Here is a 13945-nt window from a genome sequence, read left to right on the forward strand (position 1 = left end):
TAGGGTCTGCTGAATAAATCTAAAAACCTTGTTGGATAAGACTTTTGGACTTTTTTCCCCTCAAAAAGTGCCAGCCATTGGAGTGATCGGGGGTAAAATTCAGGTACTTTTTCCCTGAAAATTAGGTAACTGACTACCTCAAACTCGGTAAAACCCTACACCCCACACCCCACACCCCACACCCTGCCCCCACCAACAAACTTTTTCAGCAGACCCTAACTAGCGGTTTTGGTTATGCTGCCACGGAATTTTTTCAGAGAAGTAGATTTTAGTACTTGTCAACCGCAGTAACTCGACTGTTGGTGATTTTTTCGAGTTCGGGGGTAAGGATCATGAAAAGTCAAATATTAGCAATTGCAGCTTTAGGAACTTTAGCGGTTTTTAATTGTTTTCCTGGGGTAGCTTATAGTCAACCGCTACTTGTCGGCCAAGAACCAACCACACCCACCTTGATCGTAATTGATGATGAGGAGATGGCACAACTTCCTGTGCCTGTTCGTGATTTTTTGCAGCTTTACAAAGCGGGTAATATTGATGGGGCGGTCGATTTTTGGAGGGATAGTGCGATCAAATTTATATCACTACATTCAGATTCAAGTGAAAAAGATCGAAAAGATGCCTTAGATAAAATTAATCAACAAATTTCTATGGTAAAAAGTGTTTTGAAGGTATTCAATCAGGAGTACGGTGTCTGTAAAGACTATACGGTTCTGCAAGAATATACTAGCGTTCAAGATACGTATAATATAAAAAGTTTCTTGCTAAGAACTCGACATGAACAAATTTCTCTTTTTTGGAGATTTACTACTATACAAACCCCTAAAGGGACATTTCTATTTTCCTTCCAGGTCAGTACAGATCTGCGAGACATCATCAAGGATGATAAGTAGTACGACATCAATCGACTACACTAGATCAAGGAGGTAGCGTTGCGACTTATCAGCAGGCTGATCTTCAAACAATTAACAGCGATCACTTAATCCCATTCAAGAGGTGGATTATCAGCGGCCTGATGAAAAGAGAATTAAGGCTTTTAAAACTATTTTAGAACAGGAAAAAGTCGCCGTTACTGTCCGTTATTCGAGAGGTTTAGCGACCGATGCGGCCTGTGGACAATTGCGATCGAGCGTTATGGTACAATAAACGGCTGTAAATCGGCCATTAACTAGATTGCTAGTCTCCCTGCTAGGCTAAACTAGAGAACTATAACATCAATGTAGGAGCCATTTCGATGCAAAGTCTCTCTAGTGCCAAGGAAAACCGCCTTTTTGTCTATGAAGTCGTCGGTTTGAGTCAAAATGACAATACTGATAACCTAGATTATTCTATCCGTAAGAGTGGCAGTGTCTTTTTAACCGTTCCCTATAGCCGCATGAATCAAGAAATGCGTCGGATTACCCGTTTAGGCGCTCGCATCGTCAGCATTAAACCCTTAAACGCAGCCGCGGCCGAGTAGTTGAAAAAATAATTATTGCTAATATCTGTCCCCCGCTCTTGTCCTCATCAGGCCAACCAGGGGGATTTTTAGCATAAATGGGGAAAAGTAGCAGAAATCTTAATAAAAAGTAAAATGCTGCAAATGTAACAGATTTTAACCAGAGAGTTGACCTATCCTATCCAAAAGGATAAAAGCGATGTCTGTGGTTTTTTTAAGATAACTCTCAATTAGGCCTAGGTGTAGTGTACCGATGGTAGGCTAAACTATGGAACGATTATCGTGACTTGAGTTGGGAGTTATATTTAATGTACAGTCCGAGTACACTAGCGGGAAACCGTTTATTTGTTTACGAAGTGGCGGGTCTCAATCAAAACGACAATACTGACAGCTTGGATTATTCAATCCGTCAGAGTGGAAGCGTGTTTTTCACGGTTCCCTACAGTCGCATGAATCAAGAAATGCGTCGGATTACCCGTTTAGGTGGTCGTATCGTCAGCATCAAACCCTTCAATGGGATTGCCCCCGTAGCAACTGTTTCTAGTGCCTCCACACCACAGCCAATCGCTCAATCATCGCCCGTCCCCGAACAGACCAAGAAAAAGGCCATGACTCAAGCGAAAGAAAAAACAGATATCCCCGTCAACATCTACCGTCCGAATCAACCCTTTATCGGCAAATGTATCGAGAATTATCCTCTCGTTGATGAGGGGGGTATCGGCATCGTACAACACGTCACCTTTGACCTTTCTGGGGGCGATTTACGCTATTTAGAAGGGCAAAGTATCGGTATTATCCCCCCGGGTACCGATGCTAATGGCAAACCTCATAAATTGAGACTCTATTCGATCGCCTCCACCCGTCATGGTGATAAATTAGACGATAAAACCGTATCTCTCTGCGTGCGTCAGTTAGAATACCAACACCCAGAAACCAAGGAAACCGTTTATGGGGTTTGTTCCACCCATCTCTGTAATGTAGAGGTGGGGGACGATGTGGCTATTACTGGTCCGGTGGGTAAGGAAATGCTGCTACCGGGTGATGAAGATGCCACTATCATTATGATGGCCACTGGGACCGGAATCGCTCCTTTCCGAGCTTTCCTCTGGCGGATGTTCAAGGAACAACACGAAGATTATAAATTCAAAGGTCTAGCTTGGTTGATTTTCGGAGTTCCCAAAACGGCCAATATTCTCTACCAAGAAGAATTAGAGAAAATAGCGGCGGAATTCCCCGATAACTTCCGTCTCACCTATGCCATCAGCCGGGAACAGCAAAATCCCCAGGGCGGTAGAATGTATATTCAACACCGGGTAGCCGAACACGCTGACGAAATCTGGAATCTACTCCAAAGTCCCAAAACCCACGCTTATATGTGCGGACTGAAAGGGATGGAAGATGGTATCGACGATGCTATCAGTGGTGCCGCCGCTAAAAATGGTGCTGATTGGTCTGTCTATCAGAAACAACTGAAAAAAGAACATCGCTGGCACGTAGAAACCTACTAAACCAAAAAGGTTCTCTGAAAATTTTTTCGGGTGGGCATTGCCCACCCTTTTTGTCTTGGCTTCGGTTAAGATCAGTTTTTTAAAAGGCTTTTAATAAAGATGAAATTCTCTCGACGCTTTTTCCCCCTTTTCCTTGCCCTCTGCTTACTGTTTATTTTGCTGCCCCGGGCCTGGAGTTTTACTAATAGCCAAAAACAAATTCTGGCAGATTTAAAAACAGCCGAGATTATTTATCTGGGAGAAAGGCACGATAGTCAAGCCGATCATCAGGCCCAATTAGCTATTATCAAGTATTTACAGGCCAATAATCCCCAAATAGCGATCGCTTTCGAGATGTTTCAACGTCCTTACCAAATCTATTTGGATCAGTATTTAGCCGGCAAAATTAGCGAAAATCAGTTGAGAGAAAAAAGTGAATACGACCAACGTTGGGGATTTGATTGGGAATTTTACGCCCCGATCCTGCGCTTGGCCAAGGCAAAAAAACTACCAGCGATCGCCCTAAATACACCCACGGAAATCACTAGAAAAGTGGCACGGGAGGGCTTAGAAAGCCTCTCCACCTCAGAAATGACCTACATTCCCCCTAAAAGCGAAATAAACCAGGATAACGAGGAGTATCGTCAACAGATCTTAGCCGTTTATCAGCAACACACGGGGGGCAAAAGTCAGGGATTCGATCGCTTTTTTCTGGCACAGGTCCTCTGGGATGAAACCATGGCCGATGCGATCGCTAAATTCTGGCAAGCTCATCCCGACTATCAGATCATCGTCCTAGCAGGAAAAGGTCATATTGCCTACGGTTACGGTATTCCCAGTCGAGTCCAAAGAAGATTAGGCGATCGCGTCATCCAGCGTTCGGTTTTCTTGGGAGACGCTCCTCAATCATCACCAGCAGAAACCAAAAAACCCGCCGATTATTTTTGGCAAGAGCAACATTAAGCCAGTCAGGAGTTAGGAAGCAAGAGATGATAAGCTAAGATGCCAGTCTTTCAATTTAGTAGATAATAGGTCTGAAAAACTGATTATTTATTTCCCCTTTTGCCTTTTGCCTTTTGCCTTTTGCCTCTCCTCTATGAGTAGCCTATACTCAACGGATTTAGTATAATAAGTCTGAAAAACTGAGGCTATTTTATGATTAATTTAACCTGTCAAGATACCGAAACACTCGATCGCATTTTAGCTGTGACTCGTGCCGTCGGTTGGGGTGGTGCTAAAATTCTCCAATCCTACCACCGGGGTGAACAGGATTTAGCCGTCAACAAGAAGAAAAAAGGCGGACCAGTGACGGCGGCGGATTTAGCGGCAAATAACTATATTTTAGGGGAATTACAAACAAATTTTTCTGATATCGACTTTGGTTATCTGAGCGAGGAAACCCATCAGGGTAATGAAGCTATCCCGAAAGATTGGGTATGGATTATCGATCCTTTGGACGGAACCCGCGATTTTATCGACAAAACGGGAGAATATGCCCTACATATCGCCTTATGTTATCAAGGAAGACCGATCATCGCCGTGGTTGCCCTGCCGGATCAAGGAAAACTCTATTTTGCCCAAAAAGGAAAAGGCACTTTTCTAGAAACTAGCGACGGAAATATTACACAGGTAAAAGTTGCCAATAAAGATAAAATTACCGATCTCTATCTGGTGGTTAGTCGTACCCATCGCGACCAACGTTTTGATAATTTATTAAGTCAAATACCCTTCTTCGGTAAAAATTATGTGGGTAGTGTGGGCTGTAAAATTGCCACTATCCTCGAACAAAAATCCGATGTTTATATCTCCCTATCGGGGAAATCGGCGGCTAAAGACTGGGATTTTGCCGCTCCAGAGTTGATTTTAACGGAAGCAGGCGGCAAATTTTCCTATTTTGACGGTCAACCCGTGCGCTATAATCGCGGCGATGTGCGGCAATGGGGGGGGATCATGGCTAGTAATGGTCCTTGTCATCAACAACTTTGTCAGTTGTCCACGGCCATCCTCGCCCAAATTGATGCCACTGCCTAATTTCTGACTTGAAAGAGGGTGTAGGGTGTGGGGTGTGGGGTGTAGGGAAGGAAACCTCTTTCATCTGTGGGGGTGAAAATTTTTTCATCGGGACTGACTGGAAAATAGAAGCTGAAATAACGCCAATTCGTCAATCAGAATATTTTCAGGCTTGGCGGTGCCAACTTTGGCATCAGGACTGCCCCCTAACCGAGAATCAGAGATCGGTAGAATGGAAAAAAACCAGATCGAGCAATGTTACGGTTAAAAACTTGGCAAGGGTTGATTTTAGCAGTTCCGATCGCCGCCGTGGTCATCTTTCTGATCGTGGCCGCCGGCTTTCAGATCCATCAATGGGGTTTAAATTGGATTTGGGCAGTTTTTACCCTGATTTTTGTCGCTTGGCGCTTCCTGTTGGTCAAATGGACGCGCCCAGGGGTCAGGGAAATTGAAGCCACCATTGCCGAAGTGAAGGCAGAATTAACCTCTCCCGACGGTGATTCCGGGGGCAATGTCGAGGAAATTATCGAGAGGATTATCGTCGAGTCCCGCAATGATCGCCCGGTTTGGGAAGATTGGGCGACTTTTTGGCAACGCTGTCAGGATTTGGTCAGTGCCATCGCCCATATATATTACCCCGATGTCAAGTACCCCTTATTAAATATTTACATTCCCCAGGCCTACGGTTTAATTCGGGGAACTGTGGATGATAGCGATCGCTGGATGCAGAATCTTTCCCCGGCCTTGAATCAAATCACCATCGGGCAAGCCTATCAGGCCTACGAAGTTTATCAAAAATTGCAACCCTCGGCCCAGAAACTTTGGCAGGTCTGGAATTGGGCGCAATGGGTAATCAATCCCGCTGCGGCTGTGGCTAAAGTGGCCAGTCAAAAGTACAGCGATCGAGCGGATCAGCAATTATTAGTCAATTTAGGGCAAGTTTTGCGGGAAAATGCCCTAAGAAATCTCTCTCGCCAAGCGGTGTTACTCTACAGTGGCAGTAATCTCGCCCCAACTCTCCCCACCAAGACAAAAATCGCCACCACTACTCTCAAGGAAATTCTCGCCCAAGCTGAACCAATCACGGAAATCGATCGCCAACCGGTTAATATTCTGCTGGTTGGACGCACCGGGGCCGGCAAAAGCAGTTTAATCAATACTCTCTTTCGGGCCGATTTAGCCCAAGTGGATCTATTGCCCAGTACCGATGCCATCCAATCCTACCATTGGCAAACCCCAGAAGGAGACGAGTTAATCCTCTGGGATACCCCAGGCTATGAACAGGCAAATCGGGCTGATTATCGGCAAAAGGTTCTCAATTATGCCGAAAACGCCGATTTATTGATTCTGGTAACTCCCGCCCTCGATCCCGCCCTGGCCATGGATGAGGCTTTTCTTAAAGATTTGCAACAAACTATTGACAATTTACCAGTTATAGTCTGTGTTTCTCAAGTCGATCGCCTGCGTCCGGTGCGAGAGTGGCAACCCCCCTATAATTGGCTGACGGGAGGAAGTCCCAAAGAAGTCAATATCCGCGAATGCTTGCAGTATCGGGCGGAATTATTCGAGGATCTCTGCGATCGCATTTTGCCGATGGTCAGTCAACAGCCAGATAGAGAAGCTTGGGGGGATGAGGAGTTATCAATCGCTTTGCTGGGGGCAATTTCGCCCGCAAAACAGTTGCGTTTAGCCCGTTTTTTAGCGGATTTAGAAACTCGAACCCTGGCAGCGGCGAAAATAATCGATCGCTATACTTTACAGATGGCCACGGGGCAAGGTTTAACGGCCCTATTAAAAAGTCCTATTCTAGGTTTTATCTCCACTTTAGCCACGGGAAGACCGACTTTAGCTTATCTTTTAGCTGAACAAATTCCTGTGGAACAATTACCAGTAGCGATCGGTAAATTACAGATGGCCTACGAGCTTTCTTCTCTCTTAAATCCGGAGAATAAAAGTTTTGATTTATTGGCACTTTGGCCAATACTATTAGAAAATTCTAGCACTGCCGACAAGGAAGCTTGGGCCTGGGGTCATGCTCTGGTAGAATATTGGACAAAGAACCTATCGATCGAACAGTTCCGGTCAAGTTATCAGGGGTATTTAGAAACGACAAAAACAGGCCTGTAGCCAGATTAATTAAGCTAAAACTTTCTTCCACTTCAAAAGTATAGGAGAGTGGGGAGGAGAGGTTTCTGGGGTTGAGATTTCTGGCCCTTGTACTAAAATTACCAATGGGAGAGATTTTTTCGTGTTTTTTTGAAAGTTCTATTCATTTTTTTCATTTTCAGAGTTTTCATCGTTAGTTTTCGACGAACTACCCAAACCACTAAAATAAAAGGCGGTGACTGCTGTAGCTATTGGCCCTAAAAAAGTATAAATTGTCTTAGAAGAATCATTAATTAGGGTTGCCGCTTTATCCACTCTACTTTGTACTTCTTGTTCTTCGATAGCTTTCAAATTTATATTTAAATTAAAAATTCCAAGAGAAGCAAAAGAAATGAGACAAATAGAAAGAATTTGTAAACCAGCAGTGGTTAACAATCCCAACCAAAGCCACGTTGCTAAGGAACCAGCTACTTTAGTATTAAAATTATGTCTTTGGTCTGAGGGTGATATAGCTGTAGCTGGTTTACCAAATTCAGATACTTCATTGTCTAAATGATAAGGCTCCGGATTCTTCTTTAGATTATGACGCACAGAGTTCCTTTCAGTTGGAAGAACCAAAGAAGCGCTGGAATCTTTTGGGTTGTTAACTTCCTCTGTCTCATTTTTTGAATCACTGGTCATAACTAAACAATTAGTAGTGGTCTCTGTTCATTACCTTTTTGCAGTATTAATTGAGTATCTTCCTCCGTCTCAGTTTTAGCATATAAAGCCATGAGTTTTAATCCTTTACGAATGACTTCAGACTCTGTTAAGTCTAGCTCTTTAGCTATTTCTTTAAGATATTCAGAGTCCTTTTGACTAAGATTTACTCGAAATTGTCTGGTAGCCATTTTTTTTTGTTAATTTAGTGAATGGATTGTATCGATTCACTGATAACTGATCACTAAGGTCGAGAAGAGCCATTTTTACCATTGAATGTATCATTGCCGTCCTTGCTACCGTTGAGGGTATCGTTGCCAGCAGGACCGTGGACATAAGCATTCTTGGGTGGCTGCTCATCCTCTCAGACCAGCTGTGGCTGCTCATCCTCTCAGACCAGCTACTGATCGCGTTTACCGGCAGCACCGTGGACATAGGCATTCTTACGGATATTCAAGTATCTGTAAGGTCGAGAAGAGCTATTTTTACCATTGAGGGCTATAGTAGGGTCAATTCATGAATTGACCCTACAGTTTGATTTAAGGGTTGTCATCGTCCTTTCTCATAGATGTCCATAATAGTCTGCCTTTAGAAACTTAGCATCCTAACTACAGTATCCTATCTTACCCTAATTACACCAGATATGTCAACCAACTATTACACTGGATATGTCAAGCAATTACACCAGATATGTCAACTATGTCAAATCAACATAAACGAGTCCTGACGGTACTCAATGGGTGCAATAGGTCAAATACCATCAACTTATTCACTTATTTGTTATTAAAAGGCTATTTTTCGCAAATTTTAACCAAAATAATCTTAGGTTTTATTCATGCTTAGGTACAATAGGGGGTATAATAGGGTATTTAGTAGGTGGTATTATATATACATATATGCAAGGCATAGCAATGGGTGTAATGTGGGTGTAATGTGGGGTTCAATAGATACCACAGTGCTGAGTTCCTATGGTATGATAGTTCCATCAACTTTTAGATAGATAAAAGTATGGCAGACACAACTAAACAAGTGAGTATGCTAGAATTGGAGTTAGAAGATGATCTAATCAGACAAATTGAAGATGTAGCTGATTCTGGTTGTTTTTCAAAAGATGAATTATTACAAAGTATTTTAGAAGCATGGAGATATCATCAGGCCTATATACATAGACTTGAAAATATGGTTCAAATAATCAATATTAAGTAATTCGATTTGAGGGTAATGTGGAATGATTACTATCAAATGATTACCTGCTTATTGTTTTGAGCTAACAAAAAAATTTATCACTATTTTCTTGAACAACAGTCTATTAAACTTTCATAACAAGTAACCCTGAGACAATTATCAGTTTTAGCAATTATTGAGATGTTAATTTATTATAAGCAGAAATAATCGCCGCATTTTCCCAATCATCATCAAAAGGAAGCGCATCGGGATCTGACAAAGCATTAGCCTCGATTTCTGCATCGCTCATCGATTTAACTCGCTCCCAATCGGTTAAATCTTGCCTTTCCTCTTTTGTGTTAACAATCCCCATCTTGGGGGATACTCTCTTGATACTTTCTTCGCTCACGTTCGTTTGCTCTCCTAGCACTAATCAATCGGCAAGTTTCCCCTCTTATAGTATAGACAACATAACAGATTATCCCGTTTAATTGTCCCAGCAAACACATCCTTATTTCTTGGTAATCTTGGCGATTATCTTCTCTGATTAGACAGTGACCATCGAAAATAGGAGGAACAGCCGCAAAATCTATCCCATGCTTCTCTATATTAGAATATCTTTTAGACTGATCCCAGTCAAATTCTCTAAATTGCATAAATAAATCTCCAAAAATTGTCTTTGTAGAGAATTATTCCTATATCTCCTCCTTACCTATCGTTTTGAACGAACAAAAATTTTTATCACTATTTAAACTTCAATAATTTTTTGTTATATCGATAAATTACTAGCCCTAAACGCAGAAATTTTGAAAAAGCGAAGCCTCCGCTTCTACTATAATCAGAGAAGGGTAATTGAGACAATTTCTGCATCACCTTAAATAGCTCTTTAGGTTTTGCGTCCGAGAAAATTAATAATCTGGGGACTAATTTCTTTTGACCAATGTTCTTGGGGATAGTGTTTCGCTTCTGCGAGGGGGATTAATTCCACTCCTGATTTAGTAGCTAATTTTTCGACAGTGACAGAAGATAACCAAGGATCGCCCATTCCCCAGACAAAAAGGATAGGTTTTTCAAAGTTCTCTAAACCTGTCTCAATTTCTGCCATAGTTTTCGATAGGTTTAAATTGCGAATCGTGGCCAGTAAAGCGCGACCCACTGCCGAAGTTTTTAGATAAGGTTGACGGAAAATAGCCAGATCTGCATCACTAATCACAAAACCGCTACCGGTTTCTAAAGTACGATCGACTAATAAGGGGTCTTGAGTCGCCATATCTCCGAGGAAAGGTAGCCCCCATTGTTTCATTATCCAGGGTAATTTAACATCCCTGGAGAGGGGAGTATTTAAAACGATCAAGCGCTCAATTTTATCAGGATTTTCTAGGGCGTATTGTAAACCGACGGAGGCTAAAAAACCCTGGACAATGAGGGAGATTTTCGGCAATTGGAGAGCTTGAATAAAATCGGCCAAGGCTTGACAAAAAGCGCTAGGTGTGTAGGCGAAATCTCTGGCATCGGGTTTAGCGGATAAACCGGAACCGATCCAATCGGGGGCAATGGCATTAATGTTATATTCTTCTAAACTGGTTAATAATTCCCGCCAAATATAGCCATGGGCGGGTAAACCATGGAGTAGGATCACGGGGGTTGTATCCGGTTGTTGAGCGGGGTTAACCTGTCGATAAAACCACTGGAGAGAGCCGACTTCGAGAAAATTTTCTAAAATAGCCATGGTTAATGGGGGATTAATAATCATTAACCATTGTCCAACGTCTAGGAACCGATCGCACCGGCAAATTTTCCACCCCGGCAGTTATAGGGAGCTTGCGTCGAGACTTTGTGCTTCTCCGGGGGTTAAGGGTAAATGAAGACCGCATTCTTGTTTTAAACCCTTGAAACGGGTGTCTCGTTCGTTGCTATCATTGGCGGTTAAAGGCCGACTGGAGTGCCAATCGCCCACGGAGACATAACCTAGATCAAAATAGGGATGGTAGGGAAGATCGTATTTAGTCAGATAGTCATAGATGGTTTTGGCATTCCAGTCAAGTATCGGTAATATTTTGTAACGTTCGCCCTGTGGATTGACCCATTGGAGAGTTTTGCGGTGGTCGGTTTGGTCGCGACGTAAACCTGCTAACCAAGCGGTGGCCTTTAATTCCTTCAGGGCCCGTTGCATCGGCTCCACCTTGCGGATTTTGTCGTAGAGATTGAGGGAGTCCAGATCGTTATTTGACCACAGTTTACCGTGGATTGCTTCCATGCGGGCGGGACTGAGGGGAGATTGATAAACTTTCAGGTTTAAATGGAGGCGTTGGCTTAAGTCTTCGGCAAATTGATAGGTTTCCGGGGGAAGATAGCCAGTATCGATCCAAATGACGGGAATATCGGGGATAATTGCGGTGACGAGGTGCAACATTACCGCCGCTTGAATGCCGAAACTGGTACTCATCACCAAACCTTCCCCAAAGGTGGCTTCCGCCCAAGCGACGATTTCTGCGGCGTTAGCGAAGTCAAAACGTTGATTAATTCTCTCCAGGTCGAGGGATAGAGGGGAGGAAAAAGACCGGTCGGCAGTGGGGATGAAGGCAGTTTCTAGGGCCTGTGGATGAGAATTAAGCAAGTGTAAATCTGGCATTCTGGCTAAGATTTAAGTTATTAGTAGCGGCGGATACTGATAGATTACAATCTATCCATTAGGGTTTGAGCATAGAGTTACCTCCATCTCCTCCCCTTGAGAAACGTGGGTGAGACTTTCGCCTCCGACGGCTCCTAGTTTAACTGCTTCATTGTTAGGGATACAGCTTGACAATCGAGGGCCGTTTTATCGAAAATTTGGGTTAAAACCCCGTCGTTTTACGGTTGAAAATCTATATACTGTACTTCTACTATATCTGATGGGGTGAAGTGTGGCCCACACTAGCGACACCCTCCTTTCTCAAAAATCTCTCTGGTTACACTAGGTTAAGCAAGATGGGGAGGGATTACCGCTAGTTTTTGCAGTTGTTTTTCAATATTGGCCCTTAATTGGGTCCGGGTGATTTCTTTTCCCGTTTGAGCGGTGTGTGCATTTTCTAGAAAAATAATACTATCTACTTTTTCTAGGGCAAATAATTGGAATAAAAGATGGGTTACGGGAATCAGGAGCGTTGATAGGGGTGAATTGGGGGTATTTTGAGCAGATATGGCCATTTTTTCCGTAGCAAAGGCATAGATTACCCTTTTCTCCTGTTGCGGCTGCCGCCGATGGGCTAAGGTGGTTAGTAACCAATCACCCTGGCTATTCTGCACCACATAGTATTGTAAATGTTTTAACTGTCTGGCCATGGCCGCAAGGACGGGATTAACCGCTTCTTCCATGACTACGGGGGCCAGTCCGTAATTGACGGCGTCTCGACTTAAAATATGCAGTTGTGCCTTTAATTTCATGGCTAATCATGTCTATAAACTAATCGATATTGACCATTCCTACCAGCGATGAGCGGTTTTTCTGCCAGTACAATTTTAGGCGTTGCTCATTTGTGATCTGAATCCTCTTTGCTGGGATTTTTAAAACCTAGACCCAAACTAACTTTGGCACGGGAACCTGCACAGTTGCCATTCATCCCTTGATTCAGCAACGCTATTTAAAATTGTCGTCGTGAAAAGATGAGGATGGAGATACCCAATAATAGACCAGTATAAACGAGACTGTAGAGGGCATTAGCGATTAAGACATCAGCACTAGGCAGCAAACCATAAACGGCCTCGTTTCTAAAATTTAATCTCTCTAAATCTGGGAGAATTAGATAAATATTTTTAGTGATAGCGAGGATATTGGCATTTTTGCTGATTATACCCAATTGGATCAGATCTTTGCTGATGTGACCCATTAGATAGACCCCAAAAGTCATTAACGTGGCTAAAATCGAACTGGTAAATACCCCAAAAGCGATCGCCACGGCTGCGATGAGAATTAATTCCAAACCGAGATAGAAAACCGAGACAATCAGGGGTAAAGCTTGAAAAGATACTTTCATCCCCGACAACATCAGCAGGTAAATCACCAACATTACCCCCAACATCACCGCTAAAACCCCGGACAAACCCAAGTGTTTACCGAGGATAAATTCGGCCCGACTCAGGGGTTTAGGAATCAAAACTAAAATAGTTCTCTTGTCAATTTCCTTATTAATTAGCCCTGTACCCACAAAAACCGCAACAATTACCCCTAATAACCCGATAGCGGCTAATCCCAAGTCAAGAAAGATTTTCTGATGGGTTCCCACCGCAATTTCTGGTAATAAACGCCAAGCGAAGGCCATCAACAAGGCAAAAAACCCGATAAAGTAAAGAATTCGATCGCGGATAACCTCGCGAAAACTGTTAGCTGCGATCGCCCAGATTCTCAGGATGCTGATACCCATAGCCTTTCATCAAAATAATATCTGTCTTTCCTAGATTAAGAGATTGTTTTATCCCCTCATTATGCCCAATTAGGGTTTGCGGCAAAAAGTTTTTCGGTGGTGGCTGGGTGTGGGGTGTGGGGTGTGGGGTGTGGGGTTTTACCAGTTTTGAGGTGGCCAATTACCTAATTTTCAGGGAAAAAGTCCAGGAATTTCCCCCCGATCACTCCCAGATCCAGTACTTTTTGATTGACAAAAGGTCTAAAAGTCTTACCCAACAAGGTTTTTAGATTTATTCAGCAAGCCCCAATTATTAACGTCCCTATTTGATCGAGAATACACCAATCTATTACTTTTTTGCTGGCCCTGTGTAGGTAATTTTCTCCTCGACAGTTTCGTTTATGGCTTAGGAATATCAATTTTTGAGGTTTGAGGTTTTGGGTATGATTAGGTGTTGACAATCTCACCGTTAAGCCTACGACTATAGACTATAATGGGAGATTGCTGCTTCTACTCCTCTTAACTAGGGTTTGCTGAATAAATCTAAAAACCTTGTTGGGTAAGACTTTTAGACTTTTTGTCAATCAAAAAGTACCGGGCATGGGAGTGATCAGGGGGAAAATTCCTGGACTTTTTCCCTGAAAATTAGGTAATTGGCCCCCTCA

General features: G+C 43.0%; 17 protein-coding genes and 2 pseudogenes. 8 read left to right on the top strand and 11 right to left on the bottom strand.

Features of this window, described 5'->3' with window-relative positions; genetic code table 11:
- Positions 1 to 182, bottom strand: a pseudogene (locus tag O9332_RS28530) (hypothetical protein); the annotation flags it as partial.
- Positions 183 to 332: 150 nt separating this feature from the next.
- Between O9332_RS28530 and O9332_RS27070 the strand changes: the two are divergent.
- The 6 genes and pseudogenes from O9332_RS27070 to O9332_RS27095 all read left to right on the top strand — a co-directional run bounded on the left by O9332_RS27070 (position 333) and on the right by O9332_RS27095 (position 4953).
- Positions 333 to 890, top strand: a complete 558-nt coding sequence (locus O9332_RS27070) for a hypothetical protein (protein ID WP_288028124.1) — start codon at positions 333 to 335, stop codon at positions 888 to 890.
- A gap of 88 nt (positions 891 to 978) precedes the next feature.
- Positions 979 to 1143, top strand: a pseudogene (locus tag O9332_RS27075) (dual-specificity RNA methyltransferase RlmN); the annotation flags it as partial.
- Between the two features lie 88 nt (positions 1144 to 1231).
- A complete protein-coding gene (cpcD, locus tag O9332_RS27080) occupies positions 1232 to 1456 on the top strand; it encodes a rod-capping linker protein CpcD (protein WP_002732223.1) in 225 nt (74 codons plus the stop codon).
- Positions 1457 to 1743: 287 nt separating this feature from the next.
- On the top strand, positions 1744 to 2943 hold the full coding sequence (cpcD/petH, locus tag O9332_RS27085; protein ID WP_288028126.1) for a bifunctional rod-capping linker CpcD/ferredoxin--NADP reductase PetH: 1200 nt from the start codon (positions 1744 to 1746) through the stop codon (positions 2941 to 2943).
- 99 nt (positions 2944 to 3042) lie between these two features.
- Positions 3043 to 3885: a ChaN family lipoprotein gene (locus tag O9332_RS27090; RefSeq protein ID WP_288028127.1), complete on the top strand. Its 843-nt coding sequence runs from the start codon at positions 3043 to 3045 to the stop codon at positions 3883 to 3885.
- 192 nt (positions 3886 to 4077) lie between these two features.
- On the top strand, positions 4078 to 4953 hold the full coding sequence (locus tag O9332_RS27095) for a 3'(2'),5'-bisphosphate nucleotidase CysQ family protein (RefSeq protein ID WP_002762611.1): 876 nt from the start codon (positions 4078 to 4080) through the stop codon (positions 4951 to 4953).
- Here the strand turns inward: O9332_RS27095 and O9332_RS27100 are convergent.
- Entirely contained in the window at positions 4950 to 5087 is a 138-nt protein-coding gene (locus O9332_RS27100) for a hypothetical protein (protein ID WP_002733871.1), read from the bottom strand. The two genes, O9332_RS27095 and O9332_RS27100, sit on opposite strands and share 4 nt — an antisense overlap.
- Positions 5088 to 5187: 100 nt before the next feature.
- Between O9332_RS27100 and O9332_RS27105 the strand changes: the two genes are divergently transcribed.
- Positions 5188 to 7059, top strand: coding sequence for a GTPase family protein (locus O9332_RS27105; RefSeq protein WP_288028130.1), 1872 nt, complete (start codon positions 5188 to 5190; stop codon positions 7057 to 7059).
- A gap of 138 nt (positions 7060 to 7197) precedes the next feature.
- Here the strand turns inward: O9332_RS27105 and O9332_RS27110 are convergent, their stop codons facing one another.
- Complete coding sequence (locus tag O9332_RS27110) at positions 7198 to 7719, bottom strand: hypothetical protein (RefSeq protein WP_288028132.1); 522 nt, start codon at positions 7717 to 7719, stop codon at positions 7198 to 7200.
- A gap of 2 nt (positions 7720 to 7721) precedes the next feature.
- A complete protein-coding gene (locus O9332_RS27115) occupies positions 7722 to 7928 on the bottom strand; it encodes a hypothetical protein (protein ID WP_002762605.1) in 207 nt (68 codons plus the stop codon).
- A gap of 817 nt (positions 7929 to 8745) precedes the next feature.
- On the opposite strand from O9332_RS27115, the gene O9332_RS27120 reads away from it, so the two are divergent.
- Positions 8746 to 8943, top strand: coding sequence for a hypothetical protein (locus tag O9332_RS27120; RefSeq protein ID WP_002762603.1), 198 nt, complete (start codon positions 8746 to 8748; stop codon positions 8941 to 8943).
- 151 nt (positions 8944 to 9094) lie between these two features.
- Here the strand turns inward: O9332_RS27120 and O9332_RS27125 are convergent, their stop codons facing one another.
- The 7 genes from O9332_RS27125 to O9332_RS27155 form a co-directional block, all read right to left on the bottom strand.
- A complete protein-coding gene (locus O9332_RS27125; RefSeq protein ID WP_024970469.1) occupies positions 9095 to 9274 on the bottom strand; it encodes a hypothetical protein in 180 nt (59 codons plus the stop codon).
- A complete protein-coding gene (locus O9332_RS27130; protein WP_043995702.1) occupies positions 9261 to 9557 on the bottom strand; it encodes a BrnT family toxin in 297 nt (98 codons plus the stop codon). Before O9332_RS27130 ends, O9332_RS27125 begins: the two co-directional genes overlap by 14 nt.
- A 230-nt stretch (positions 9558 to 9787) precedes the next feature.
- Positions 9788 to 10654, bottom strand: coding sequence for an alpha/beta fold hydrolase (locus O9332_RS27135; protein ID WP_002762599.1), 867 nt, complete (start codon positions 10652 to 10654; stop codon positions 9788 to 9790).
- A 57-nt stretch (positions 10655 to 10711) separates the two neighbouring features.
- Positions 10712 to 11533 (bottom strand): phosphoadenosine phosphosulfate reductase, encoded by an 822-nt coding sequence (gene cysH, locus O9332_RS27140; RefSeq protein WP_002762596.1) that lies wholly within the window; start codon positions 11531 to 11533, stop codon positions 10712 to 10714.
- Between the two features lie 326 nt (positions 11534 to 11859).
- Positions 11860 to 12324 carry a hypothetical protein gene (locus O9332_RS27145; protein ID WP_002762591.1) on the bottom strand — a complete coding sequence of 155 codons (465 nt, stop codon included), beginning with the start codon at positions 12322 to 12324 and terminating at the stop codon, positions 11860 to 11862.
- 197 nt (positions 12325 to 12521) lie between these two features.
- Positions 12522 to 13301: an ABC transporter permease gene (locus tag O9332_RS27150; protein ID WP_002762589.1), complete on the bottom strand. Its 780-nt coding sequence runs from the start codon at positions 13299 to 13301 to the stop codon at positions 12522 to 12524.
- Positions 13261 to 13461, bottom strand: coding sequence for a hypothetical protein (locus tag O9332_RS27155; RefSeq protein ID WP_288028135.1), 201 nt, complete (start codon positions 13459 to 13461; stop codon positions 13261 to 13263). The genes O9332_RS27150 and O9332_RS27155 overlap by 41 nt, the downstream gene beginning before the upstream one ends.
- Between the last annotated feature and the right edge of the window lie 484 nt (positions 13462 to 13945).

It is taken from the genome of Microcystis sp. LE19-10.1B (assembly GCF_027530565.1).
GTDB lineage: Bacteria > Cyanobacteriota > Cyanobacteriia > Cyanobacteriales > Microcystaceae > Microcystis > Microcystis aeruginosa.

Bases quoted from the DNA above. Each gene is read 5' to 3' on its own strand.
- O9332_RS27145 (WP_002762591.1), bottom strand. From the start codon at position 12,324: ATGAAATTAAAGGCACAACTGCATATTTTAAGTCGAGACGCCGTCAAT.
- O9332_RS27090 (WP_288028127.1), top strand. From the start codon at position 3,043: ATGAAATTCTCTCGACGCTTTTTCCCCCTTTTCCTTGCCCTCTGCTTA.
- cpcD (WP_002732223.1), top strand. From the start codon at position 1,232: ATGCAAAGTCTCTCTAGTGCCAAGGAAAACCGCCTTTTTGTCTATGAA.
- O9332_RS27135 (WP_002762599.1), bottom strand. From the start codon at position 10,654: ATGATTATTAATCCCCCATTAACCATGGCTATTTTAGAAAATTTTCTC.
- O9332_RS27115 (WP_002762605.1), bottom strand. From the start codon at position 7,928: ATGGCTACCAGACAATTTCGAGTAAATCTTAGTCAAAAGGACTCTGAA.
- O9332_RS27120 (WP_002762603.1), top strand. From the start codon at position 8,746: ATGGCAGACACAACTAAACAAGTGAGTATGCTAGAATTGGAGTTAGAA.
- O9332_RS27150 (WP_002762589.1), bottom strand. From the start codon at position 13,301: ATGGGTATCAGCATCCTGAGAATCTGGGCGATCGCAGCTAACAGTTTT.
- cpcD/petH (WP_288028126.1), top strand. From the start codon at position 1,744: ATGTACAGTCCGAGTACACTAGCGGGAAACCGTTTATTTGTTTACGAA.
- O9332_RS27125 (WP_024970469.1), bottom strand. From the start codon at position 9,274: ATGGGGATTGTTAACACAAAAGAGGAAAGGCAAGATTTAACCGATTGG.
- O9332_RS27130 (WP_043995702.1), bottom strand. From the start codon at position 9,557: ATGCAATTTAGAGAATTTGACTGGGATCAGTCTAAAAGATATTCTAAT.
- O9332_RS27105 (WP_288028130.1), top strand. From the start codon at position 5,188: ATGTTACGGTTAAAAACTTGGCAAGGGTTGATTTTAGCAGTTCCGATC.
- O9332_RS27095 (WP_002762611.1), top strand. From the start codon at position 4,078: ATGATTAATTTAACCTGTCAAGATACCGAAACACTCGATCGCATTTTA.
- cysH (WP_002762596.1), bottom strand. From the start codon at position 11,533: ATGCCAGATTTACACTTGCTTAATTCTCATCCACAGGCCCTAGAAACT.
- O9332_RS27110 (WP_288028132.1), bottom strand. From the start codon at position 7,719: ATGACCAGTGATTCAAAAAATGAGACAGAGGAAGTTAACAACCCAAAA.
- O9332_RS27070 (WP_288028124.1), top strand. From the start codon at position 333: ATGAAAAGTCAAATATTAGCAATTGCAGCTTTAGGAACTTTAGCGGTT.